The sequence below is a fragment of the Nocardia sp. NBC_00508 genome, from assembly GCF_036346875.1.
Taxonomy (GTDB): Bacteria; Actinomycetota; Actinomycetes; order Mycobacteriales; family Mycobacteriaceae; genus Nocardia.
In genome coordinates, this window is the sequence record NZ_CP107852.1 from 3,924,174 (window position 1) to 3,947,303 (window position 23,130).

General features: G+C 65.8%; 27 protein-coding genes and 1 pseudogene. 13 read left to right on the forward strand and 15 right to left on the reverse strand.

Annotation, left to right across the window (positions count from 1 at the left end):
* Positions 1 to 180: 180 nt before the first annotated feature.
* The 4 genes from OHA40_RS34740 to OHA40_RS17365 all read left to right on the forward strand — a co-directional run bounded on the left by OHA40_RS34740 (position 181) and on the right by OHA40_RS17365 (position 4,672).
* Positions 181 to 279: a DUF1272 domain-containing protein gene (locus OHA40_RS34740; protein ID WP_442943740.1), complete on the forward strand. Its 99-nt coding sequence runs from the start codon at positions 181 to 183 to the stop codon at positions 277 to 279.
* A 90-nt stretch (positions 280 to 369) separates the two neighbouring features.
* On the forward strand, positions 370 to 1,980 hold the full coding sequence (locus tag OHA40_RS17355) for an alpha/beta hydrolase (protein WP_330234230.1): 1,611 nt from the start codon (positions 370 to 372) through the stop codon (positions 1,978 to 1,980).
* 76 nt (positions 1,981 to 2,056) lie between these two features.
* The gene (locus tag OHA40_RS17360) at positions 2,057 to 3,673 is read left to right on the forward strand and encodes a GMC oxidoreductase (RefSeq protein WP_330227988.1); all 1,617 of its coding nucleotides are present in this window, start codon (positions 2,057 to 2,059) and stop codon (positions 3,671 to 3,673) included.
* Between the two features lie 225 nt (positions 3,674 to 3,898).
* On the forward strand, positions 3,899 to 4,672 hold the full coding sequence (locus OHA40_RS17365; protein ID WP_442944059.1) for an ion transporter: 774 nt from the start codon (positions 3,899 to 3,901) through the stop codon (positions 4,670 to 4,672).
* Here OHA40_RS17365 and OHA40_RS17370 read toward each other — a convergent pair.
* Complete coding sequence (locus OHA40_RS17370) at positions 4,650 to 5,861, reverse strand: low temperature requirement protein A (RefSeq protein ID WP_330227990.1); 1,212 nt, start codon at positions 5,859 to 5,861, stop codon at positions 4,650 to 4,652. The two genes, OHA40_RS17365 and OHA40_RS17370, sit on opposite strands and share 23 nt — an antisense overlap.
* A 103-nt stretch (positions 5,862 to 5,964) precedes the next feature.
* Positions 5,965 to 6,423, reverse strand: coding sequence for an SRPBCC family protein (locus tag OHA40_RS17375; protein ID WP_330227991.1), 459 nt, complete (start codon positions 6,421 to 6,423; stop codon positions 5,965 to 5,967).
* Between the two features lie 261 nt (positions 6,424 to 6,684).
* On the opposite strand from OHA40_RS17375, the gene OHA40_RS17380 reads away from it, so the two are divergent.
* Positions 6,685 to 7,026, forward strand: a complete 342-nt coding sequence (locus OHA40_RS17380; protein WP_330227992.1) for a spore germination protein GerW family protein — start codon at positions 6,685 to 6,687, stop codon at positions 7,024 to 7,026.
* 82 nt (positions 7,027 to 7,108) lie between these two features.
* Here the strand turns inward: OHA40_RS17380 and OHA40_RS17385 are convergent, their stop codons facing one another.
* Entirely contained in the window at positions 7,109 to 7,300 is a 192-nt protein-coding gene (locus OHA40_RS17385; RefSeq protein ID WP_330227993.1) for a DUF1918 domain-containing protein, read from the reverse strand.
* Between the two features lie 48 nt (positions 7,301 to 7,348).
* A complete protein-coding gene (locus tag OHA40_RS17390) occupies positions 7,349 to 7,942 on the reverse strand; it encodes a TetR/AcrR family transcriptional regulator (protein WP_330227994.1) in 594 nt (197 codons plus the stop codon).
* 74 nt (positions 7,943 to 8,016) lie between these two features.
* On the opposite strand from OHA40_RS17390, the gene OHA40_RS17395 reads away from it, so the two are divergent.
* The gene (locus OHA40_RS17395) at positions 8,017 to 8,592 is read left to right on the forward strand and encodes a dihydrofolate reductase family protein (protein ID WP_330234231.1); all 576 of its coding nucleotides are present in this window, start codon (positions 8,017 to 8,019) and stop codon (positions 8,590 to 8,592) included.
* A gap of 40 nt (positions 8,593 to 8,632) precedes the next feature.
* On the opposite strand, the gene OHA40_RS17400 is transcribed toward OHA40_RS17395, so the two are convergent.
* Complete coding sequence (locus OHA40_RS17400; RefSeq protein WP_330227995.1) at positions 8,633 to 9,046, reverse strand: secondary thiamine-phosphate synthase enzyme YjbQ; 414 nt, start codon at positions 9,044 to 9,046, stop codon at positions 8,633 to 8,635.
* Between the two features lie 164 nt (positions 9,047 to 9,210).
* Between OHA40_RS17400 and OHA40_RS17405 the strand changes: the two genes are divergently transcribed.
* A complete protein-coding gene (locus OHA40_RS17405) occupies positions 9,211 to 10,476 on the forward strand; it encodes an aspartate kinase (protein ID WP_330227996.1) in 1,266 nt (421 codons plus the stop codon).
* A 3-nt stretch (positions 10,477 to 10,479) separates the two neighbouring features.
* Positions 10,480 to 11,514, forward strand: coding sequence for an aspartate-semialdehyde dehydrogenase (locus OHA40_RS17410; RefSeq protein ID WP_330227997.1), 1,035 nt, complete (start codon positions 10,480 to 10,482; stop codon positions 11,512 to 11,514).
* Positions 11,515 to 11,655: 141 nt separating this feature from the next.
* Here OHA40_RS17410 and OHA40_RS17415 read toward each other — a convergent pair whose 3' ends face one another.
* Both OHA40_RS17415 and OHA40_RS17420 read right to left on the reverse strand, forming a co-directional pair.
* The gene (locus OHA40_RS17415) at positions 11,656 to 12,255 is read right to left on the reverse strand and encodes a nucleotidyl transferase AbiEii/AbiGii toxin family protein (RefSeq protein ID WP_330234232.1); all 600 of its coding nucleotides are present in this window, start codon (positions 12,253 to 12,255) and stop codon (positions 11,656 to 11,658) included.
* 99 nt (positions 12,256 to 12,354) lie between these two features.
* Complete coding sequence (locus OHA40_RS17420) at positions 12,355 to 13,398, reverse strand: type IV toxin-antitoxin system AbiEi family antitoxin (RefSeq protein WP_330227998.1); 1,044 nt, start codon at positions 13,396 to 13,398, stop codon at positions 12,355 to 12,357.
* Positions 13,399 to 13,417: 19 nt separating this feature from the next.
* On the opposite strand from OHA40_RS17420, the pseudogene OHA40_RS17425 reads away from it, so the two are divergent.
* The 4 genes and pseudogenes from OHA40_RS17425 to OHA40_RS17440 all read left to right on the forward strand — a co-directional run.
* Positions 13,418 to 13,849, forward strand: a pseudogene (locus OHA40_RS17425) (aspartate-semialdehyde dehydrogenase); the annotation flags it as partial.
* Positions 13,850 to 13,994: 145 nt separating this feature from the next.
* Positions 13,995 to 14,243, forward strand: a complete 249-nt coding sequence (locus tag OHA40_RS17430) for a type II toxin-antitoxin system Phd/YefM family antitoxin (RefSeq protein WP_330227999.1) — start codon at positions 13,995 to 13,997, stop codon at positions 14,241 to 14,243.
* Entirely contained in the window at positions 14,240 to 14,497 is a 258-nt protein-coding gene (locus OHA40_RS17435) for a Txe/YoeB family addiction module toxin (RefSeq protein WP_330228000.1), read from the forward strand. The genes OHA40_RS17430 and OHA40_RS17435 overlap by 4 nt, the downstream gene beginning before the upstream one ends.
* 157 nt (positions 14,498 to 14,654) lie before the next feature.
* The gene (locus OHA40_RS17440; RefSeq protein ID WP_330228001.1) at positions 14,655 to 15,572 is read left to right on the forward strand and encodes an aminotransferase class IV; all 918 of its coding nucleotides are present in this window, start codon (positions 14,655 to 14,657) and stop codon (positions 15,570 to 15,572) included.
* Here the strand turns inward: OHA40_RS17440 and OHA40_RS17445 are convergent.
* The 3 genes from OHA40_RS17445 to OHA40_RS17455 all read right to left on the reverse strand — a co-directional run bounded on the left by OHA40_RS17445 (position 15,569) and on the right by OHA40_RS17455 (position 18,599).
* The gene (locus tag OHA40_RS17445) at positions 15,569 to 15,799 is read right to left on the reverse strand and encodes a hypothetical protein (RefSeq protein ID WP_330228002.1); all 231 of its coding nucleotides are present in this window, start codon (positions 15,797 to 15,799) and stop codon (positions 15,569 to 15,571) included. The two genes, OHA40_RS17440 and OHA40_RS17445, sit on opposite strands and share 4 nt — an antisense overlap.
* A gap of 105 nt (positions 15,800 to 15,904) precedes the next feature.
* A complete protein-coding gene (locus OHA40_RS17450; protein WP_330228003.1) occupies positions 15,905 to 17,254 on the reverse strand; it encodes a serine hydrolase domain-containing protein in 1,350 nt (449 codons plus the stop codon).
* Positions 17,255 to 17,357: 103 nt separating this feature from the next.
* Complete coding sequence (locus tag OHA40_RS17455) at positions 17,358 to 18,599, reverse strand: APC family permease (protein ID WP_330228004.1); 1,242 nt, start codon at positions 18,597 to 18,599, stop codon at positions 17,358 to 17,360.
* Between the two features lie 235 nt (positions 18,600 to 18,834).
* Between OHA40_RS17455 and OHA40_RS17460 the strand changes: the two genes are divergently transcribed.
* Positions 18,835 to 19,260: a hypothetical protein gene (locus tag OHA40_RS17460; protein WP_330228005.1), complete on the forward strand. Its 426-nt coding sequence runs from the start codon at positions 18,835 to 18,837 to the stop codon at positions 19,258 to 19,260.
* A 77-nt stretch (positions 19,261 to 19,337) separates the two neighbouring features.
* On the opposite strand, the gene OHA40_RS17465 is transcribed toward OHA40_RS17460, so the two are convergent.
* From OHA40_RS17465 to OHA40_RS17485, 5 genes are all read right to left on the reverse strand, one after another.
* A complete protein-coding gene (locus OHA40_RS17465) occupies positions 19,338 to 20,102 on the reverse strand; it encodes an ESX secretion-associated protein EspG (RefSeq protein ID WP_330228006.1) in 765 nt (254 codons plus the stop codon).
* Positions 20,099 to 21,433 (reverse strand): hypothetical protein, encoded by a 1,335-nt coding sequence (locus OHA40_RS17470; protein ID WP_330228007.1) that lies wholly within the window; start codon positions 21,431 to 21,433, stop codon positions 20,099 to 20,101. The genes OHA40_RS17465 and OHA40_RS17470 overlap by 4 nt, the downstream gene beginning before the upstream one ends.
* Positions 21,433 to 21,837: a hypothetical protein gene (locus tag OHA40_RS17475; RefSeq protein ID WP_330228008.1), complete on the reverse strand. Its 405-nt coding sequence runs from the start codon at positions 21,835 to 21,837 to the stop codon at positions 21,433 to 21,435. The genes OHA40_RS17470 and OHA40_RS17475 overlap by 1 nt, the downstream gene beginning before the upstream one ends.
* 51 nt (positions 21,838 to 21,888) lie before the next feature.
* On the reverse strand, positions 21,889 to 22,518 hold the full coding sequence (locus tag OHA40_RS17480; protein ID WP_330228009.1) for a DUF3558 domain-containing protein: 630 nt from the start codon (positions 22,516 to 22,518) through the stop codon (positions 21,889 to 21,891).
* A gap of 305 nt (positions 22,519 to 22,823) precedes the next feature.
* Positions 22,824 to 23,102 carry a hypothetical protein gene (locus OHA40_RS17485; RefSeq protein ID WP_330228010.1) on the reverse strand — a complete coding sequence of 93 codons (279 nt, stop codon included), beginning with the start codon at positions 23,100 to 23,102 and terminating at the stop codon, positions 22,824 to 22,826.
* Positions 23,103 to 23,130 lie beyond the last annotated feature (28 nt).

Genomic DNA, 23,130 nt, shown 5'->3' on the forward strand with positions numbered 1-23,130 from the left:
TCGGCTGTGTCTTTTCTGCGGCTGCCTCGTCTTCGCTCGGTCCGGTGCGGGCTATAGACGGACTTCGTTCGGCTGTGTCTTTTCTGCGGCTGCCTCGTCTTCGCTCGGTCCGGTGCGGGCTATAGACGGACTTCGTTCGGCTGTGTCTTTTCTGCGGCTGCCTCGCCTCCGCTCGGTCCGGTGCGGGCTGAAGACGGACTTCGTCCGGCTGCGTTGCAGGGCATCTGCCCGAATTGCGGTGGCGAACTGGTCCGGAGGCCGAGCAGGGCGTCGGCGTAGTGCGGATCCCCAGTAGTGCGGCCGGGAAATCTCAGGGTCCGATGTCAGCCCTGAGGAGGACGACGCCCTCCCGTGCCGGGGCACAGGATGATGAGCGTGCGTAGCTGGAAGATGGTCGTTGTCGCCCTCGCCGTAGTACTACCGGCGCTGAGCGGGTGTACCGGAACGCCGAGCCGACAGGAGTCGGCCGTCGCGAATCTGGTCGCCGAGGCCGATGCGGCGCCGACACCGCGGCTGGACTGGGCGCCGTGCGCGGAACCGCGCCTGAGCGGGTTCCAATGCGCGACGGCGGCCGTCCCGGTGGACTACGCGCATCCCGACGGCCCGACCCTTCCACTCGCGGTCGTGCGTCAGCAGGCCACCGACCAGGAGCGGCGGATCGGCACGCTGTTCACCGCTGTCGGCGGTCCGGGCGGTTCGGGATTGCAGTGGGCTGCCGAAGGCGAGTTGTTCGGCGGCGAGATCGCGCGCCGGTTCGACGTGATCACCTTCGACCAGCGCGGCATCGGCCGCAGCGGACAGGTGCGCTGTTTCGCAAATGCCGAACAGCAGCAACGGTTCTGGTCCGGCACGTGGATGCCGCCGACGAATCCGGAGCAGGAGCGCGCCGCCTCGGCGGCGAGCCGCGAGCTGGCGGCGGGCTGCGCCGAGCACGGCGGCCCGCTGCTCGGGCATCTGACCACCGTCGACGTCGCGCGCGATCTCGACCTGCTGCGCCGCGCGGTCGGCGACCCGCAGCTGACGTACACAGGCGGTTCCTACGCGAGCTACGTGGGCGAGGTGTACGGCGCGCTGTTCGGCGACCGGGTACGCGCGCTGCACCTGGTTTCGATGATGGACCCGAACGTGTACACCAACGACACCCGAAGCATGATCGAGAGCACCGCGGCCGGCACCGAGGAGGTGCTGAGCGAGTTCCTGCGACTGTGCGCGGCGGCGGGACGACCGCGTTGCGCCTTCGCGGCCGAGGGCGGCCCGAACGGCCCCGTAGCGCAGGACAGCACCGGCAAACCCGACCTGCGCTCCCGCAATGACGCTGTGCTGCAACGTCTTCGGGAGGCACCGATCGTGGTCGGCACGGGCGAGCGGGCGCGCAGCGTCAGCTACTCCGAGGCCCTGTCATCGCACGCGCTGCTGCTGTACGACCCGAAAGAGGGCTGGCCGTCCCTGGCCGAGTTGCTCGCCGAGTTGGAGCGCGGTCCGTCGGGCAACCCGGACGTCGTCGGCCAGATCCTGGCGGCAACGACGGGGCGGAACGACTTCCTCGACTCCTTCACCGCGATTTCCTGCGCGGACAACACCTTTCCACGTGATCCTGACCAATGGCCCGCGCTGGCAGGCGATCTCGCCGTCGTCAGCCCTACCTACGGCGCGTTCTGGCTGTATCTGCGCCAAGCCTGCGCATCCTGGCCGTCGCCTCCCGAAGGCTATGCCCAGCGCTACACCGGGCCGTGGATTCTCCGATCGGACACCCCTGCCCTGCTGGTCAACAACCGATTCGATCCGGTCACCCCGCTGACCGCCGCACGGCGCGCACAGCAGGAATTGGTGAACGCCAGGCTGGTCGTCGTAGACGGGGGATACGGGCACACGCCGCTCAACGACTGCACCCGGAAGTTGCAGGAGCGCTACCTCATCGACTTGCAGCTGCCCGCTCCCGGGGCGACCTGCCGCGCCGACGAGACACCGTTCGGTCGATAGCAAAACCGGATATATGTTCACAAAACGGGAATAACGGTAGTCTGCGCACGCTAGGCGTGACGATGGAAGGTGACTGGTGCGCAGACGTGCCTTGTTCAAGGCGGCGGGCACGGCCGCGCTGCTAGGTGCTGTGGGAACGGTGTCGGGTACGAGCGCGGCGTCCACGGATCCGGCCTGGGAGGCTTTGTTCCGCGGCTGGGTTCCGGAAATCTTTGCACCGCTTCCCGATCCGCCCCAGCACTCGCCCGCGATAGTCATCGGCTCCGGCTTCGGCGCCGCGGTCACCGCGTTGCGCCTGGCCGAGGCCGGGATCGCCAACACCGTTCTGGAACGCGGGTCACGCTGGCCGAACGACCCGTGGCGGGAGGTCTTCACCGGCGACGACCTGCCCGACGGGCGCGGCTTCTGGCATCGAACCCACTTCACCGGCGTCACCAAGGTGCCGATGCGCTTCGCCAGTTTCGGCGGCGTGCTGGACTGCACCGAGTACCCGGGCATCGATGTCTGGCGGGCGGCGGCGGTCGGCGGCGGCTCGGTGATCTTCAGCGGAGCCATGATCGCGCCGGAACGCCGCTTCTTCGACCACGTCTTCGGCGGCACCGTCGACTACGGCGAGATGGAGCGCGTCCACTACCCGCGGGTGCGGGAGATGCTGCGGCTGAACACGATGCCCGCGGACATCTACAACTCCTCGCCCTTCACGCATTCTCGCGCCTGGGACGAGCAGGTGCGCAAGGCGGGTTACCACCCCCAGGCGAACGACTCGATCTTCAACTGGGACATCCTGCGCGCCGAACTAGCCGGAGCCGCACGGCCCTCGGCCACCGCGGCACGGAGCAACCTCGGTAACTCCAACGGCGCCAAATTCGATCTGAACCAGAACTACTTGCGGTACGCGCAGAACACCGGCCGCTCCGCGATCTTCCCCGGCCACCGCGTCGACGCCATCGCGCAGGAGGGCGACCGGTATGCGGTCACCGTGACGAAGCTGTCGCCCACCGGGGACGTGCTCGCCACCCGAACCCTCACCTGCGATCGGCTCTTCCTCGGCGCGGGTTCGATCGGCACCTCCGAACTGCTGGTCCGCGCCCAGGCCACCGGTGCGCTGCCCCGCCTGAACGAGCACATCGGCGACGGCTGGGGCACCAACGGCGATGTGGTGCTCGCCCGTGGCGCGAGCGCGCTGGCCGGGCACGGACAAGGTGTGCCCAGCGCGAGCCGGATCTTCGACGAATCCGGTGTGCCGCTGACCTTGGAGAGCTGGTACATCCCCGGTATCCCGTTCGAGACCGGTGCGCTGGCCTCGCTCGGCATGGTGCTCGATCCCACCCGCACCCGGCTCGGCTACAACCAGGCCACGAACGGGGTCGGGCTCAGTTGGTCGGCGAAGAACCGGAGCGACATCGTGGCCGCGGCGCGCGCGGTCGACCATCGAATCGCCGAACGCGCGGGCGCGCTCGTCGAGTACAGCGCGCTCGGTTACGACGCGAACGCGTTGTTCACCGCGCATCCGCTCGGCGGCGCGGTACTGGGACGGGCCACCGACAATTACGGGCGTGTGCACGGCCACCCCGGCCTCTACGTGATGGACGGCGCCGCGGTGCCGGGCAGCACCGGAACGGTCAACCCGTCGCTCACCATCGCCGCGCTGGCCGAACGCAATATCGCGGCGATCGTCCGCGCCGGTCGCTGATCGCATCGGTGCCGGGCGGCGTGCCCGCTCGGGACCGCTTTCCGGCAGGTGTTGTCAACCGTGCCGAGCGTGCACTCCGCGTACTACTGTCGGCGGCACCGTTCGGCGTCGAAGGGATCCGCAGTGTCCGCTCCCACCCCCAGCTCGCACAGCGATGGCTCGGCTATCGAGCGATACGGTCTGCGGGAAGCGCCGCAGCCGCAGGACTATCCGCGCAAGCCGCCGATGCTCTGGACCGATTTCGTGATGCTGGCCCTGGCCATCGTCTCGGTGGCGCTGGTCGTCTGGATCACCGTCTTCCCGGTCTCCGGGCACACCTACCGCGTGATCGTGGTCGTGGACTGGTCGCTGTGCGCGGTGTTCGCCGCCGAGTTCCTGTGGCGCTGGCGCCGCGCGGGCTGGCCGTGGACCTACCCACTCGTCTACTGGTACGAAATCCTCGGCATGATCCCGGTGACCAGCCCGTTCTTCCGCGGCTTCCGGCTGCTGCGCATCGTGGTGATCGCCGTCCGCCTCGCCAGGGTGGCCGACCGCGTCTTCGGCGATCGCGTGACGGCCGCGGTAGTGAATCACTTCGTGGCGACTATCGTGGACACCATCCGCCGTCCGATGACGATCGCGGTGATGGACGAGGTGGCGCACGTACTGCGCACCGGCCACTACACGCGCAATATCGCCGCGGCCCTGGAGGAGAATCGCGCCGAACTGGACGAGATGATCCTCGAACTGATCAAGAAGGACCCGCAGGCGGGCCGGGTGCGCTACATCCCGTTCCACGACGAGATCATCCGGCTGATCGCCGACACCACGTTCCGCATCGTGTTCCAGGTGCTGGAGGACCCGCGCACCGACGAACTCGTCTCGGATATGTTGCGCGAGAACATCGATCAGATCCGGGACGCGGTCCGTGACGGTGTCCGGGTGCCGCCGTCCGCGTACGGACCGACGACCGCCGAGAACGGCGTGCGACACCAGCTCAGTCAGCTGAAGCGTGCCTGATCTCGTTCCTCGGCTGCGCGAAACGGACGGTCTCCCACGCGATCAGGCCGATCAGGACGACGAACAACAGGGACAGCGACGCCAGCGCGGGCAGCGCACACGCCAGCGGGATGAGCGCGAGCAGCACCGCCGCGGCGACCACCCGGGGCACCGTGACGACGCCCGTGGCGTAGTGCTTGAACCCGACCAGCGCGATCAAATACAGGACGACGCCGCCGTACAGGGAGTACAGCGGAATCCCGTAGAGCGCGTCCTTCAGGGTGTGGTGCGAGGAGTCGCCGACGTAGTAGAGAACCTTCTTCAGTCCGAGCGATATCGCGATGATCCCGACGATCATCGGAAAATGCCAAAAGGTGTAGGAACCTTGCGCGATCTTGATCTGCCGGGTGCCTTCGGCGCGCACGAGTTCGTGTTCCACCGACAGGGCGGCCACGTCGAAATACGCCCACCACAGCAGACCGGAAACGGCCAGACCCAGTATCGAGCCGAGTGCGATCGGCCAGGAGATCGGCAGCCCCGCCACCCCGATGCCGATCGAGACGATGGATTCACCGAGCGCGACGATGATGATGAGCCCATATCGCTCGACGAAATGGTTGGCCGAATTCAACCGCCAATCGGTGCCCGCGAACAGCGTCCAGAGGTAGTCGCCCGCGATGGCGGCGATCCACAGTGCGATCTGCGCGACGCCGGACGTCATGGCGGCGACGACCAGCAGTGTGGTGCCGATGCCGATCGAGCCGAGCGCCCAGCGCAGCACTTGGTTGCGCAGTTGCGAGTCCTCGGAGCTGGCCAGCCAGAACATTCCGACATGGACCAACCGCACGATCAGATAGGCGATGGCGAAGACCAGTGGGCCGAACCAGCCGCCTGCCTTGTCGTCGAACGCCTCGGGAATGGTGAGCGCGGCGAGGAAGGCGCCACCCATGGCGGCGAACGTCGCGATCCGTGCGATGCCCTCGTCGGCGCGGACCAGGTTGCCGAGCCAGGAGTAGGCGATCCACAGCCACCACATCACCGCGAGGACCAGCAGCGCGCGCAGTATGTTCTTCGCGCTGGTCTCCTCCGCGGCGAGGCCGGTGACCATGGTGAACGCGAAGACGAGCACCAGGTCGAAGAACAGCTCGAGCTGGGTCACCGATGCGCCCTCCGCCACCGGCTGGAACCGAACTCGTTTTGAACCGATCATGCTGCATATCGTCGCACCCTGGTCGGTCCTGCGCCGGTCGGCTGCGGCATGAGGGCGGCGATTTCGCGCACAGCGCAGCGCCACCTTCGATCATTCGTCTTGGCTATATGTGTTGGTAGGTCTCCGATTCCGGGAAACGCTCGGCGAATTCGATGAAGCACTCCACTACTACCTCGTTGGCCTTGCGGACGGTGCGTTTGAGCAGAAATCCGGGAACCGGGATGGGCAGATAGAGCTCCACGTGGTACTGGACGTGCGTGCCGTCGCCGCTGTAGGACACCTCGAACCAGCCGCCGCCCCGGACGCCGCGGGTGCTGTCGGTGACGATCCAGGAGGCTCGATCGTCGGTCCAATCGTATTCCAGCACTTGTAGATCCGAACTGCCGAGTAGCTCCGCCCTGACGAAGACGCGCCGTGGCCTGCGCCGCCGGTCGCGCGTCGCCACCCGGACGTCGCTGTAGGAGGACGACCACTCCGGCAGCGATTCGACAGCAATCAGGGCGTCCATGACCTGTTCGGGATCGGTGTCGACGAAGAATCGGATATCCGTTTTGGTGCGCATGGCATACCTCCGACCCCCGGGTGGACAAGTCGGCCGATTCTCGCCGCCATTTGTCTGCGTCGTCAACCTGGCCGTTGGCGCCGATTCGTGGCTAACCGGATAACGTGTCGTTATCTGGTCGAGATCATCGATTGGCAACTGGCCGAACAACTTCCGAGCGGAAGATTTGCGGTGGACGGGCTCGCGCGGAGCTCGCTCGCTTACGATCGGAGCGGAAAGAGCGTCGGTGTCCGACGCCGTCGGGCTGGCCGGGAGGTTGTCATGAAATACGCCGAACTGTTGGAGCAGGTTCGGGACGCGATCACGGTGCGCCGGGTTTACGGGGAGCCATACGAATCCGGTGGAGCAGTCATCATTCCCGCCGCCTCGGTCGGAGGCGGCGGTGGCGGTGGTGGCGGAAGCGACGCCGACGGCAACAGTGGGGGTGAAGGGGCCGGGTTCGGCGTGGGTGCCAAGCCCGTCGGTGCCTACGTGCTGCACGACGGTCGACTCACCTGGCATCCGGCCGTGGACGTCAATGAGATCGTCGCGACGGTCGGCAAGGTGCTGATCGCGGGAATCCTCGCCTTCGCGCTGACGCGCCTCCGTAAGCGAGGCGCCTAGTCGGTCGGGCGAAGTCCGTCGATAGTCCGCGCCGGGCCGAGCGAAGGCGAGGCAGCCGCCTAGCGCTCGACCCCAGTGGCGTTCAGTCCGACGTGGCGGGCTCGACGATCGCGTCGGGCCCTGGATACACCAGTGATTCGTGACCGTCGGAGTAGCGCACCACGTAGGGCGGCGCCCCGTCCGGTCCGCGGACCTCGATGATCTCGGCCAGGTGATCCACTTCTCCCACCACGTGTCCGTGTACGCAGAGTCGATCTCCTACATGTGCGATCATCGCCCCATTATCGAACGGAGTGCTGCGCGTCACAACCATTCCGTGAAGCTATGGCGAGCCGGGTCGGTCGTCTCCGCTGATGACCCGCTCCACGGCGGCCTCGATCAATGCCTGGCTCTGTTCCTCGGTGAACACCTCGGGCAGGGTGAGCCGGTCGACGATCAACCAGTTCAGCGCCAGGTAGAGCAGCAGCACCGATTTCTCGTCGCCGGGCAGGCCGGACTCGAGGTGGTTGCGTACGTTGAACTCGATGTCCTGGCGTACCCGCTCGGTCAGCACCGCGCGCAATTCCGGTCGCCGGGTCGCCTCCAGGCGCAATTCGAGCAGTGCGAGGTAGCCGGTGCGGAAGGCCTCGACGCGCCCGACCGTCTCCCGCATCAGCTCGATGATGTTCGCGCGGTTCTTCGGCCCCTCGGTGAGCTGGGCCATGGTGGCTTCGCTCGGCTGTAGCCGCTCGTAGAACCGGGCGCCGGCCTGGGTCAACAGGTCGTCACGATTGGCGAAGTAATTCGACGCCGTGCCTGCTGGTACCTGGGCCTCCTTGTCCACCGCGCGGAAGGTCAGTCCGCGTGCGCCGTCGCGCGCGAGAACTTCGATCGCCGCGTCCACCAGCGCCTGTCGCCGCTCCGGGTTGGTCCGCACTTGACACCACTCCAGTCGTAGTACTACATTTCAAATCACTGCGTACAGAGTACAACGAGTTAGGCGGTATGGGTATGCGAAAGCTTGTCTACTACGTGGGCGTGTCGCTCGACGGCTACATCGCGGGACCCTCGGGGGAATACGACTTCTACCCCTTCGATGCCGAGATGGCGGCCTGGATCAGCGCCGAATACCCCGAATTCGTACCCAGCCACGTGCGTCCGCACGCCGGAATGGCGGTGGATGAGGCGAACAAGAGGTGTGACACCGTGGTGATGGGACGGGGCACCTACGAGCCCGCGTTGTCCATCGGCGTGACCAGCCCGTACGCGCACATGAAGCAGTACGTGGTGTCCAGCACGCTCGGTCCGGTCGACGATCCGGCCGTCGAGGTGGTCGAGCGCGACCCTGTCGAGTTCGTGCGCGGGCTGAAGCGGGCCGACGGTTCGGACATCTGGCTCGCGGGCGGCGGCAAGCTCGCCGCCGAACTGCTCGGCGAGATCGACGAGATGATCATCAAGAGCTACCCGGTGGTCGCGGGTGGCGGCGTGTCCGCGTTCTCCGGCACGTTCCGCCCGACGCTGTTCACCCCCGCTCAGCGCAAGGAATTCGGCAATGGCGCGCAGGTCACTTGGTTCACCAGGGCCTGATGTGCCCGGCCGCCAGCCGCAGGGACCCGGCCGGGTCGACTCAGCTCGCGTCGGCGAGGAATGACAGCCGCACCTGCCGGTCCGGATTGTCGATATTGAGGTCGACCAGCGCGATCGACTGCCAGGTGCCGAGGGCGAGCTTTCCGCCGAGCACCGGCACTGTCGCGTACGGCGCGATCATGGCGGGCATCACGTGCGAGCGGCCGTGTCCGCGCGAGCCGTGCGCGTGTCGCCACCGGTCGTCGGCGGGCAGCAGATCGCGCAGTGCGGCCAGCAGGTCGTCGTCGCTGCGCGCCCCCAATTCCATGATCGCGATCCCCGCTGTGGCGTGCGGCACGAAGACGTGCAGCAGCCCGTCGCCGCCTGCTTCGCGGACGAATGTCGCGCACTGCGGTGTGATGTCCTGCACCACCTCGGTGTGGCCTGTTCTCACCTCGAGCAGCGTGCTCTTCATACGCACATCGTCCCTCATCGTCTGCGGGCCGCGCGGCATGCCCGGGATGGGATGCGGCTGTGGGCTTTTGCACAAGCCAGGTAGGTATCGCCGAAACCGCTGGCCCTCGGCCGGTACCCTGGGTGACTGTTACCAGTTTGTTGTCGATCTTGGAGGACCCTGTCGTGGCTCTCGTTGTTCAGAAGTACGGAGGATCCTCGGTAGCGACCGCCGAGCGCATCCGGCGCGTCGCTGAACGGATCGTGGAGACCAAGAAGCAGGGCCACGACGTGGTGGTCGTCTGCTCCGCCATGGGCGACACCACCGACGAGCTGCTCGATCTCGCCCAGCAGGTGGCGCCTGCACCGCCCGCGCGCGAGATGGACATGCTGCTCACCTCCGGTGAGCGCATCTCCAACGCGCTGGTCGCCATGGCCATCCACTCGCTCGGCGCCGAGGCCCGTTCGTTCACCGGCTCACAGGCGGGCGTGATCACCACGGGCGCGCACGGCAACGCCAAGATCATCGACGTGACCCCCGGCCGTGTCCGGGACGCGCTCGACGAGGGCCTCGTGGTGCTGGTCGCGGGCTTCCAGGGCGTCAGCCAGGACAGCAGGGACGTCACCACGTTGGGCCGCGGCGGTTCGGACACCACCGCGGTCGCGCTGGCCGCCGCGCTGAACGCCGACGTCTGCGAGATCTACACCGACGTGGACGGCGTCTTCACCGCCGACCCGCGGATCGTGCCCGACGCGCAGCAGCTCGAACAGGTCTCCTACGAGGAGATGCTGGAACTGGCGGCCTGCGGAGCCAAGGTGCTGATGCTGCGCTGCGTCGAATACGCCCGCCGCTACAACGTGCCCGTGCATGTGCGCTCGTCCTACACCGACAAGCGGGGCACCTACGTTTCTGGATCGATGGAGGACATCCCCTTGGAGCAAGCAATCCTCACCGGCGTCGCACATGACCGCAGCGAGGCCAAGGTGACCGTGGTCGGGCTGCCGGACGAACCGGGCTACGCCGCCAAGGTGTTCCGCGCCGTCGCCGACGCCGAGATCAACATCGACATGGTCCTGCAGAACATCTCGAAGATCGAGACCGGCAAGACCGACATCACCTTCACGCTGCCGAAGACCGAGGGCGCCCGCGCGGTCGAGATGCTGACCAAGCGCCAGGCCGACATCGGTTTCTCCCAGGTGCTCTACGACGACCACATCGGCAAGGTGTCGCTGGTCGGCGCGGGCATGAAGAGCCACCCCGGCGTCACCGCCACCTTCTGTGAGGCGCTGGCCAACGCGGGTGTGAACATCGATCTGATCTCCACCTCGGAGATCCGGATCTCCGTGCTGGTCAGGGACACCGAACTGGACGAGGCGGTCAAGGTGCTGCACAGGGCGTTCGACCTGGGCGGCGACGAGGTCGCGGTGGTCCACGCGGGAACGGGGCGATAGATCATGGGCATTCGCGTAGGAGTCGTCGGCGCGACCGGGCAGGTCGGCGCCGTCATGCGGAAACTGCTGGACGAGCGCAACTTTCCCGCCGACGAGGTGCGGTTCTTCGCCTCCGCGCGTTCGGCGGGCAAGACGCTGCCGTGGCGCGGCCGCGAGATCGTCGTGGAGGACACCGAGACCGCCGATCCGTCCGGCTTGGACGTCGCGCTGTTCTCCGCTGGAGCCACCATGTCCCGGGTGCAGGCCCCGCGTTTCGCGGCGGCCGGTGTCACCGTCATCGACAACTCGTCGGCTTGGCGCAAGGATCCCGAAGTCCCGCTGGTGGTCAGCGAGGTGAACCCGGAACAGACGCGCAACCTGGTCAAGGGCATCATCGCGAATCCGAACTGCACCACCATGGCGGCCATGCCGGTGCTCAAGCCGCTGCACGACATCGCGGGTCTGCGCCGCCTGATCGTGTCCAGCTACCAGGCAGTGTCCGGCAGCGGTCTGGCCGGTGTCGAAGAGCTGGTGAGCCAAGCGCGCGCGGTGATCGGCGACGCCGAGCAGCTGACCCACGACGGCCGCGCCGTCGACTTCCCCGCGCCGAACAAGTACGTCGCGCCGATCGCGTTCAACGTGCTTCCGCTAGCCGGTTCGCTGGTCGACGACGGCTCCGGCGAGACCGACGAGGATCAGAAGCTGCGCAACGAGAGTCGCAGGATCCTCGGCATCCCGGATCTCGCGGTGAGCGGCACCTGCGTGCGCGTCCCGGTCTTCACCGGCCACTCGCTGTCGGTGAACGCCGAGTTCGCCGAGCCGCTCTCGGTCGAGCATGCCAAGGAGATCCTGGCCAAGGCCCCCGGCGTCAAGCTGGTCGACGTGCCGACTCCGTTGGCCGCGGCCGGTGTCGACGATTCGCTCGTCGGCCGCATCCGCCAGGACCCCGGCGTCCCCGGCGGTCGCGGTCTCGCCCTGTTCATCTCGGGCGACAATCTGCGGAAGGGCGCCGCCCTCAACACGATTCAGATCGCCGAGGTCCTGCTCAGCAACCGCTGAGGGGCATGACCAGCGTGCGGGCGGCTGCACCTGCAGGAGCGGCGGCCCGCAGAGCTGGTGTTGAGCTGTGCGCGCGACTTGTGGTCTCAAATGGGAGGATGGGCTGATGTCCCAGGAAAGCTATGACTCGCTGATGACGACTCAGCCCGCGTCGGTGTCCTTGGTCCCAATTCCTGCGTACATAGCGGAAAGCCTCTGGTAACTTCGATCGAACGACTTCCCCATGTCGTTCGCCAGGCGCTCCATAGCGCTCCGGTCGACAAGCAGGCGATGAACTCTCTGCGCCGCTGCCGGGTCGAGAAGAGGTGCGATGTCGCGACCGAGTCGGTGGGCATTCGCGAGTGTCGAATCGTAGTCGTAGGCGGCGAGCAGATCGAGATTTTCGCTATAGAGGGCGTCGAGTTGCGAGTCGTCGTCGTACCAGTCGAGCATCGTGTGCAGATCAATCGCGTCTTTCTTACTATCCCAACGCCGGTCATGCCACGCGACGAGCTTCAGGAGCGCCTGTGCGGCCATCGACGGAATGCGAAGTGCGAGCGGCCCAGGAAGAGTAACGGTTTGTGCTGCTAGGAAAGCCTCTCGGAACCCAAGCGTGTTCATGCTGAAGTCGTTGGGCAACATGACGGTGCGGTATTCATACGTGACTGCAGCTGACTGACTTCCTGCCAGCTTGCTACGGCGATCGCGATATCCACGTCGCGGGTCGCGCGCTCCGGGGCTTTGTTGAAGAACCCGATGGATGTAATCGTGCGGGCCGTTGCTCCGACCACGAGAAAGTCGATGGCGAGCGCGTTCATCACCGGCAGTATCTCGACGAGAACCGTTGTCGCCATGGCAATTTCAGGATCTGTCGAGTTGGACAAGTCTATTGTCATGCTGCCGGATCCTTTCCGCGTGTTCCCGCTGACGGGGGTCCCCCGATCCCCACATGTCCGCGTATATCAATGTGCTCGGTACCAGCGGGTCCAAAGGTTCTGGTGCCGACCAGAAGCGTTGTCGAAGAACGACATTAGAATCGCGGTCGGCTCGGCTCCAGTGGCGCTGCGCGATGACGGGCCGCGGGAAGGCGTCACAGTACAGTAGAGTTGTCGTTGGGATCAAATGTGGATCGAGCACGCTGCCGGCGGCCTCTCCTCCGAGCTGCACTCCGCTTTCGAGCAAAAGTTCTCGCGAGCCCTGCCACCACCGATCGGACTTGTCGCGAAACTCGGCGAAAGCCAATTTATGGCTTACCGAGGTGGTAAACGCTTCGGCCCATCGGTCCAGTAGCTCTCGGCCGTTGGTCAACGTTTTCCGGCCGTGGGCGCTGTATATATAGCCACTCGCGACCAGCTCATTCAGCACGATCTGGGTGGTTCCAAGAGATACGCCGCTCCGATCCGCAATCGACCGCAGGGGAAGCGTGAGCGTATCCGGCCAGCTCAATACTGTGAACAGCACCTTTGCGCCTGCGGTGCTGAAGGCACGGGGTGCCCGCCGGGACGGTTTGGGCTGAGGTTCACGAGGGCGGTTGCCGACGATGTTGATCAGCAGCGAAGGCCAACGGATGGACAGATTTCCGGCAAGGTCTACGAAGTCGACCTCGCTTCGTCTTAGTACATCTGCAGTTGCTCTGGATACATACGGCGTAATAAGTAGTAGTGGGAGCTTCGTGGGCGGAAGTGCTTTGGCATTCGCGCTCGACAGGCGAGGTCTAACTTCGACAGCGTAATCGCGATGACCACGCGCCCCGGCGTCGAGCCGTGCGACCAGGTCGTAGTGGCTATCCGGGCTATCCAGCCGTCGCTGGCCAACCCGCAGAGCGATGCCGTGCTCTTGAAGTACCGGCATCGCTTCATGTAGGAGCTTGTTCACTTCATGTTGATGTTCATCGGTAGTGAACATACTGAAATTATGAACATATATGGCGGACGAGCGCAACTTTCCCGCCGACGAGGTGCGGTTCTTCGCCTCCGCGCGTTCGGCGGGCAAGACGCTGCCGTGGCGCGGCCGCGAGATCGTCGTGGAGGACACCGAGACCGCCGATCCGTCCGGCTTGGACGTCGCGCTGTTCTCCGCTGGAGCCACCATGTCCCGGGTGCAGGCCCCGCGTTTCGCGGCGGCCGGTGTCACCGTCATCGACAACTCGTCGGCTTGGCGCAAGGATCCCGAAGTCCCGCTGGTGGTCAGCGAGGTGAACCCGGAACAGACGCGCAACCTGGTCAAGGGCATCATCGCGAATCCGAACTGCACCACCATGGCGGCCATGCCGGTGCTCAAGCCGCTGCACGACATCGCGGGTCTGCGCCGCCTGATCGTGTCCAGCTACCAGGCGGTGTCCGGCAGCGGTCTCGCCCTGTTCATCTCGGGCGACAATCTGCGGAAGGGCGCCGCCCTCAACACGATTCAGATCGCCGAGGTCCTGCTCAGCAACCGCTGAATCACTCGCGCGACTCCTAGCTCAGTGGTACCATATTTCGTACGACAGGCTGGGAGGAACGATGGCTGCGGCGATTTCCGTGAGTGAAGCACGCAAGAATCTATTTCCCCTGGTCAAGCAGGTCAATGAGGATCACGACACGGTAGAGATCGTGTCGAAAGGGGGGAATGCCGTGTTGATGTCCAAGGAAGATTACGACTCGCTGATGACGACCGTGGAGTTGTTGAGTGGGCGCGACGGGGCGCGCCTACGGCGGTCGATCCAGGAACTCGAAAGCGGCGGCGGCGCTGAGCGCGACCTCATCGAATGAGAGTCGTCTTTTCCGAATCCGCGTGGGAGGAATACTCGGCGTGGCTTCAGCGCGACCGCGTTGTGCTGAAGAAGGTCAATGTGCTGATCAAGGCCATCCTGACCGATCCGTTCGAGGGCATCGGCAAGCCCGAGCCCTTGAAGCACGACCTGGCGGGTTACTGGTCACGTCGGATTACGCAGGAACACCGCATCGTCTACCGAGTGGTGGATGATGCGATCTGGATCGCCAAGGTCGGCAAGCACTACGAATAGCGCTCGGAAGGCACTTTTCGGCTGGTCACCCCGGCGGTAGGGGCGCTGTTCGCCGCGCCCGTGCCGATCGTCTGGATGCGCGGCGACGTCAGTCGTCATCTCGGGCCGGTGCGAAATATGTTCGCCTGCGTGGCCGCAGCGCTGTTAGCCTGCGGCGATGGCTAACCCTCATCCCCACGTGTATCTCGGCGACCGAATCGTTGCGGCCGATGCAGCCACGGTCGGAGTCGCGTCGTCGGCGGTGTTGTACGGACTGAGCGTCTACACCGTCTTCCCGGTGCACGTGGACGGGGCAGCACGGACGGCGTTTCGGCTGGAGGACCATTTTCGGCGGCTCGAGGAGTCGTGCAAGATCATCGGGATCGATCGGTTCGCCGTTGAGTGGGATTTCGCCAGGTTTCGCGCTGCCGTCGTGGAACTGGTGGCGGCGAACGCCCCGGACGAGGACGTCTTCGTGCGGGCGACAGTGCATGTGGTCGAACCCATTCCGGGCACTCGGGTGCGTGGCTGCGCGATCCAGGTGAGCATTTTCGTCTACGACGCGGTGCCGATCGTCCCGCAGGACGGGATGCGGCTGAAGTCAAGCCCGTGGCGGCGCATTCCGGACAACGCCATCCCATCCCGCGCCAAAGTCAATGGCGCGTACGTGAATTCGGTCCTGGCCAAGCAGGACGCGATCGACAGCGGCTACGACGACTGCGTCTTCCTCGACGGCAACGGGCACGTCTGCGAACTCAGTGCGGCGAATATCTTCCTCGTCCGGGGCGGCACGCTGATCACCCCGGACGTGTCCTGCGACATCCTCGACGGCATCAACCGCAGGACCGTGCTCACTTTGGCGGCCGAGGACGGCATTCCGGTGGTCGAACGCACCGTGGACCTCACCGAGCTGTACATCGCCGACGAAGTCTTCGTCACCGGAACCTCCTCCGGGGCGGCCCCGGTCGTCGAGGTCGACGGTCGCCTGATCGCCGATGGCACACCAGGGCCGGTCTCGCAGGCGCTACGCAAGCGCCACTACGCCGCGCTGCGCACCGACGACCTGCACGGATGGGTCACGAATCTGTCCGCTTAGACAAGCAGTCCGGTGCGAACCGGTCGGCGGGAAGAACGGGTCAGCCAAGGGGCAACGAACGCGCGGGCTGCGCCGATCGGCCCGAGGTGCGCAGGCAGTGACTCGAGGGGGAACCGCTCAGGGATGCTGGTGCGCGCGTCGGGGCCGAGGTAGGCCGGGATTTCGTAGCCCGGCGGGGTGTCCGCGAGCGGCAGGTCAACGGGCGCGCCCAGGGTGGCATCGCTCAAAGGACGCCCTTGGTGCGTCGGGCGGGGCCGAGGTACGCCGGGATTGCGCAGGCCAGCAAGGTATCTGCGAACGGTAGGTGCAACACGCCCAGGGGTGATACCGGATCAGCGGATGCCCGGGGTGCGTGGGTCGGGCCCGAGGCAGGCCAGGATGGCGCAGCCCGGCGGGGTGTCCGCGAATGGCGGGTTCAACGGGTGATTCAGGCAGGCGAAGACGTTGCAGCCCGGGTAGGCGGCGGGCCCGAGGCCGAAGACCGCGATCAGGATGTCGTTGTCGACGAAGCGGCGGGGGTCCAGCCGCAGCGGCGGCTCGATGTAGGGGCCGGGGTCGGGTACCGGCCGCTCGTCGAACGCGTCGAATAGTTTGCGGAAGAACTCGTAGGGCAGTTCCTGGGTGTTCTGAATGATCCCGCTCACGCCCTGGCTGCTGACATTGCCGAAGACGCCGGTCCACACCACCGTGAGGTCCAGGCTCGGAATGATGAAGGCGTTCTGCATCCCCAGCCCCGCCATCGAGTACACGTCGCCGGGCAGGAAGTCCGCGGTCTCGGCGCAACCAGGCCCGAGCCAGTACAAGTACCCGTAGCACGGGTTCGCCGGCGAGGGCGTGCGCGCTTTCCGCAGATACTCGGCGGAGACGATGCGCTGGTCACCCCACTGTCCCTCGTTGCTCGCCAGCAGGCCGAGCTTCGCGAAGCCCTTCGGCGGAATCATCAGGTGTGCGTAACCATAGGTGTGCCCGGAGCGGTCGCGGGCCCAGTAGTAGTCGCCGCGCTGAATGCCGAGCGGATCGAACAATTCCCGCTGCGCGAATTGTTGCACTGGTTCACCGACGGCGAGCTCGAGCACGTAAGCCAGCAGGTCGACATTCCGCTGGCTGTAGGTGAATACGGTGCCGGGCGGATTGTCCAGCGGCACGCCGAGCGCCTGCACCGCGCTGTTCGGGTCGATCGGGATCACGCCGGTGATGCCCTCGGTCACCACTCCGACCCGCATGCCCGACGTCTCGGTGAGCAGATTCTCCACGGTGATCGACCGGTGCGCAGGTCCACCGAGCTCGGCGGGCAGATACCGGTCGATCGGCGCGTCGAGTTCTAGTTTGCCTTGGTCCCAGGCGATTCCGGCGAGCACGGAGACGACGCTCTTGGTCGCGCTCCAGATGTTCCACGCGACGTGATCGGTCTGATCGTTCGTCAGCCCCTCACCGATCAGGCAGTTGTGCCGGAACACCTGCACGTTGAACCGGTTTCGCCAGGCCGCGAACCGCAACGCTTCGTGCAGCCGCCCGGAATCCAATCCGACCTGCTCCGGCGCCGCCCGTTCCAGGTCACGGCCAGAGGTAATCGCGCACCGAACCTCATCGTCGGGCGCGGCGTACGCACTCCCGGCGAGTAGATTGCCCGCTACCAGCGAGACCGCCACGATTCCCGCTAGGAATCCACCGAAACGCCCCATGCGCAAAGGCTAGCGCTCCCGGGTGTGATCGTACGGTCAACAGGCGGGATGAAGCGGCGCGGAACTTGCCGAGTCAGGGAGGCCGCGGCGCGGCGAGTTAGTCCTATCCACGTGGTCGCGTACGCAGCGCGTACAGCACGGCGCCAACGGCGAGGGTGCCGAGTCCGGCGAGGACGGAGCTGATCGGAAGCGAGAATCCGACGATGACGCAGCCCGCCGCGCCGACGACCGGAATCCAGCGCGGTGGACGGTTTTCCTCGGCGGTCAGAGTCGCGGCGGAGACATTCGCGATCAGGTAGTAGACGAGCACCGTGAACGAGGAGAAGCCGATCGCCGCACGCAGATCGAAGACCGCGGCGACCACCGCGACGACCGCGCCCACCACCAGTTCCGCGCGATGCGGCACCCCGAACCGCGGATGCACCGCAGCCAGCGCACCCGGTAGGTAGCGATCCCGAGCCATCGCGAGCACTGTGCGGGACACACCGAGAATCAGCGCGAGCAGCGATCCGGCCGCCGCGAGCACCGCACCGATCCGCACCACCGGGGCCGCCGCGGGGACGCCCGCCGCGGTGACCACTTTCGCCAACGGGTCGGTTGCGTGGGCCAGCCCGGCGGAGCCGAGCACGCTCAGCGCCGCGACGGCCACCAGCAAGTAGACCGCGAGCGCGAGCCCGAGCGCGATCAGGACGGCCCGGGGAATGGTCCGCTCTGGTTCTCGCACCTCCTCGCCGAGGGTGGCGATGCGCGCGTATCCGGCGAACGCGAAGAACAGCAGCCCCGCCGCCGTGAGAACGTCACGTGGACCGATCCGATCGGGCAATGCCATTGCCGCCGAATGCGTTCCGAACAACCCTGCCACGACCACCAGCGCGAGCACCGCGAGCACCGCCGCGACGAGCACCCGAGTGGCCACCGCCGATTTCTGCACCCCCGTGTAGTTGACCGCGGTAATCGCAACCACCGCGCCAACCGCCACCGCATGCGCCTGCTCAGGCCAGGCATAACTGCCGACCGTCAACGCCATCGCCGCACAGGAGGCCGTCTTTCCCGCGACGAATCCCCACCCGGCGAGATAGCCCCAGAACGGCCCGAGCCGTTCCCGCCCATACACATATGCCCCGCCCGAAACGGGATACCGCGCCGCCAGCCGCGCCGACGACATCGCATTGCAGTACGCGAGCAGCGCCGCCACCGCGAGCGCGAGCAGCAACCAACTCCCAGCTGAGGCCGCCGCCGGCGCCAGCGCCGCGAAGATACCCGCTCCGATCATCGCCCCGAGCCCGATGATCACCGAATCGGTAAGCCCGAGCCTGCGGTGCAAGCTCCCATCCTGCGACGCCATGCGGTGCATCCTCCCGTACTCCCTGCGTCCACGCAGGCCGGGGCAACAGACGTCGCAACCTCGATGTCCGAAGAAACGCCGGGACGGACAGGAGAATCGGCGGTACTACTCGGCGAAGCCTGGACCGGGTTCGGTCAGACGAACCGGCTCAACCTGCTGGCACTGAATAGCGTCAGCCGAGTACGTTCGTCCAGTGATTGCGTGCGACGGGCTGTGCACCGACCCTCTCGACGCGATGGAACTTCGCACCTTTCTGCGGAGATGCTTCGACGTCCCGGAGTCGGAAATCTTCGTCAGCAGCGACAACCTCGTCGACGAGGCACTCCGCGATGTTCACCGGGACGGCCCCTTCGCGGTCTTCTGCACATTCGGGCCCGTCGGCGGAGATTTCGCTGCGACGTTCTCGATCAGTTCCGCTGCGCCACCATCCGAACAGGATGCGATGGACCCCCACGAGTTCATCGACCAACTCGCAGCACACACCGGCAGCGACATTCTCTGCAACTTCGGCGACGAGCCGCAGCCATGGTTATGGACCCTCACCCGATCCCATGGCTCCCGCGTGCCGGTCCACCTCACCGAAGAATTCGATGAACTCGGCTGCAACCCTCCGTGCCATTGCGAGTACACCCATCTCGAGGTCGTGTATCCCAAGTCGTGAAATCACCGGCTGACGTTCGAACCGCCACGCCACAGAAAGTGGTAGCCCTGTAGGCCTAAGCCGAAAAGGAGAGATCGCTACCACGCCCCGGTGCGGGCGCGGTTGACGGTATCGATGCGGGATTGGAGTTGGCGCATGAGTTCGTCGGTGGGGCCGGGGGCGATGCTGAAATCGTTGTCGTCGTGGTTGAACAGCAGGTAGCGGCCGTCGGTGGGGTAGTCGAGCCAAATGAAAGCGTGGCCGTCGGTGGTGGGGCGGGCGTCGTAGGCGGCGCCTGGGTAGACGGTGATTTCGCCGGTGCTGGCGCGGGGACGTCGGAGGAACCGGTTGAGTTCTTCGACGGGCGATAGCCGGGTCGGGTGGCGGGAGTACACCGGCTGGTCGAGGTCGGAGCGTCGCGCCGTGAAGGGGTAGTGACTTCCGCCTTGGCAGCGTGGCAGTTTCGCCGCGATCTGGGCGACCAGCATGTGCACGCCGCACTGGGTGATGACCACGTCGCGACCGTGCTCGCGATCTGGGCCGGGCAACTGCTGCGCGATCGTGGCGACCTGACCTGCGAGACCTGCGTGGATGCGCACCACCTGTGCGTGCTTCGGGCCGTGGAAACCGTGGATCTCGATTCGTACCCGCGGTTCCAGCAATGTGGTCAGTGCGCGGTGAAGTCGTTCGTCGAAGACTTGTTGCAACCGCTGTGCCATGCGGGCGCGCAGCCGCTCGTAGTCGTCGCGGTGTTCCATGAACTCCGGGCGGTAGCTCAATGGATACGGCAGCCGGTCCCGTCCCATCGCGGACACGGCGAGAGTGAACGCGAAACCATCCAGCTGCCAGCAGTTTTCGCTCATCCGCCGATGACGCCGCCCGGCGGCAGCACGCGTGGCTGCTCGCCGAGCAGTTCGGTGGTGCGGTCCTGGACGAGGTAGTCGGGCGTCTTGTGCTCCTCGTCGTCTTCCCCCTTGCCGCGCGCGGCTGCGGGCATACCGAATCCGGGCATGCCCGGTCGCCCGGCCTGCGGATTGCCCGTCCTGGTTGGCGTGGCACTCGGGACGGTCGGTCCGGTCGGCTTGCCGGGAACGCTCTTGCCCGGGCCAGGGGTGTTGGTCGGCATACCCGGGATGCCCGGTGAACCGGGGCTCGCTGTGTTGAGGTGCGGTGAGCCGGGGCTCGGTGTGTTCGGGCGGCCGACCGGGTCCTCCAGGAAGCTCTGGGGAACGGTCTGCGGCGCGCTGGTGTTGGCCGGATTCGTGTCGGGCTGGTTCGCGTTCTGGTCGTTGGTGTTCTGCGCAGTGGTGCTGTCGGGGTCCCCGGGCTGTTGGGCGGTGGGATCGACTCCCTCCGGATCGGCACCGGACGGATAGCTCGACGTGGGATTGCCATCAGGAACTGGGCCGGACGGGTAGCTGGGCTGCTCGCCGGACTTGCTGACCGGGTTGTACGCCTCCGGCAGCAGCGGCGTTCGCCCGTCGACCTTCAAGACACCCGGCTGGTAGATCGTGCTCATCACGTCCTGGGCATGCGCCTCAGCCTCATTCGCGCGATGCTTCGACAGCTTCAGCACGCCGTTGCCCGGTACATGGCCCATGAACTCGCCGAGGGTGTTCACATTCTCCGGCGGCGCGACCGAGCGCTTGGCCTGATCGAGGTAGCCCTGCATGAGGTCGATGCCGTTCGCGACCATCTGGAAGCTGACAGTCAACTTCTCGAACTCGTCCGAGTAGGTGCGGGTGGCCTCCATCGCGGCGTTGGCGGCTCTACCGGTCCACATTGTTTCGATGTCGTAGTCGACGCCCGCGCGGAAAGCGTTGATCGCGTTCGTGGCTTGCTCGGTGAGTCGCCGCCAACCGTCGGCACCCGCGTTGATATCGCCCTGCTCGACGCCCTTGGTCACGCCATGGCCGTTCAGCGCGATCCAAATCTGTTCGTGCGACCAAGTTTCGAATGCCTCCGGCGAGAGGACCTTGTTCGGCGCCGGCTGATGGTACTGCGGATCGAGCTTGCCCCACTCGTTCTCGATGATCTGCCGATCGGATCTCCAGTAATCATCGGCGTCGTTGCGGAGATTGGAATCCCGGTCGTTGTTTTGATTCGACTGGGTGTGCGCATCTACGACGATACCCGCCCCGGGACCGGCGACGACATTGATGACGCCCTTGGCGACGTCGAGCGGGTTGACCATCAGCGCACTTCCTGTGTCAGCGTGTTCATCCGGCTGCCCGCCGCCTCATCGGTGGACTCGAGCTTGCCGATCGCGGCGGCGTAGGTGTCGTGCATCAGTTGGACGACCTCGATGTGCTGTTGCAGGCGGGCGACGGCCGAGTCGTTGGGATCGTGCGAGTCGCCACCAGCAGCCTTCTTCTCGAATTTCGACTGGATGATCTTTGCGGAGGGGAGATCGCCGTAACCTGCGAGGTAGGCGAGGGCCTGCGCGCCTTCCTTCATGTCTTCGAGCGCCGCGACCAACGTCTGGCAGCGAAGCCGCAGGGCATCACCGATCCCCTCTTCCATCCTGAATTCGCCGCTTACCGCCTGCTGTTTGAGTTGCTGCCAGCGTTGCAACTCACTCTGCATGTTGTCCGCCATGTTGTTCTCCCCGCACAGATCTGAAGCCGTGCTCGTCGAGCCCGCAGTGGGTCACTTCGGTAAGTGTGGTTCAAGATCCTTCGCGTGCTGGACCGCAAGTTCGCATCGGTCACGAGTGATCGGTTGGGACGCGCGCCAGGCCGCACTGATCACGAACATGCCCTGCGCCGCAGGTATCGCTACTCGACAGACCTCACCTCGGGTGTCAATCTTGTCCTGATGGATCAGCCCAGTTCGCGGGCCGATCATTACGTCCCGAAAGCCGGTTTCTCTCTCATTGGCTCGGGTCTCCTGCACTGTGTGGCTGGAAGACGCTACCGACAGGAAGTACGGGAGCTCGATCGAAGACCACTTGCAGATTCGCCATGACGACGGACCCTCTGCGGGATCTGTCGTCACGCTCTTTGTTGCGGGGTCGACCCTGTTTGCGCGTAATACGTCGTCGCTGAGTTGTGTACAGGGGTTGAAAATATGAGGGCTATCTGCCGCCGCGCTGGTCGTAGTCGCGGTGCCGTCCGTGACCGTCCCGCAGCCAGTAGCGAGCGCCAATACAGCGGCACCACCGAGCACAGTGCATAGGACGTCAGCGGTGCGCATAGCTCTCCCAGCGTCGGCGTCGGATTTCCCCGTCACAACTATAGGACGCGGCGAGCCCCGCCTTGGTTCCATCTGATTCGGCATCGCGCCCCGGCATTCGCCGCACACCTGCTTGATTCCGCATAGGTCAGGACCTGAGCAGGTGCGCGAGCCTTGCGAGAGTGCTGAGGGTCAGGGCTGGAGGAAGAGTCTTTCGCACGGAAGGCGCGGTAGACCTGTTGTGTCGCCTGCGATTACGGCTACTGCGTCGGCGTGGTGGCGAGCCTGATGGTCTTGGATGAACAGGAGTGCGGCCGTGAGGCAGGCGGCGAAATCGAATCGGGCGCCGTGTAGGAAGACGCTGAGGTGTACGTCTGGTTCCTCAGGGAGTGGAGAGGCGTTCGCGGCGGTCACTGCTCCTCGCTCCATCGCACTGCCTCGGAGTCGATGATCCGGTCCGGCAGGGGGAGCAGGTCTGCGCGGTCGTCTTCCACGCGGACGCCGGTCCACGGGCAGTGTCCGCCATCGGTTCGCTCGTGTGCGGCGAGCTTTCCGTCAACGAGTGGAACCCAGATCGCGCAGTGTCGCGACGGGCAGGCGACCTCGGTCAGCGTGTTGGTGAGTGGATCGAATTTGCCGAAGCCGCAATGCGACCACATGACCCACGGCCCACACTCGCAGTCACGCATGCGCCACCGCCCGTCCCTGCCCTGGCCC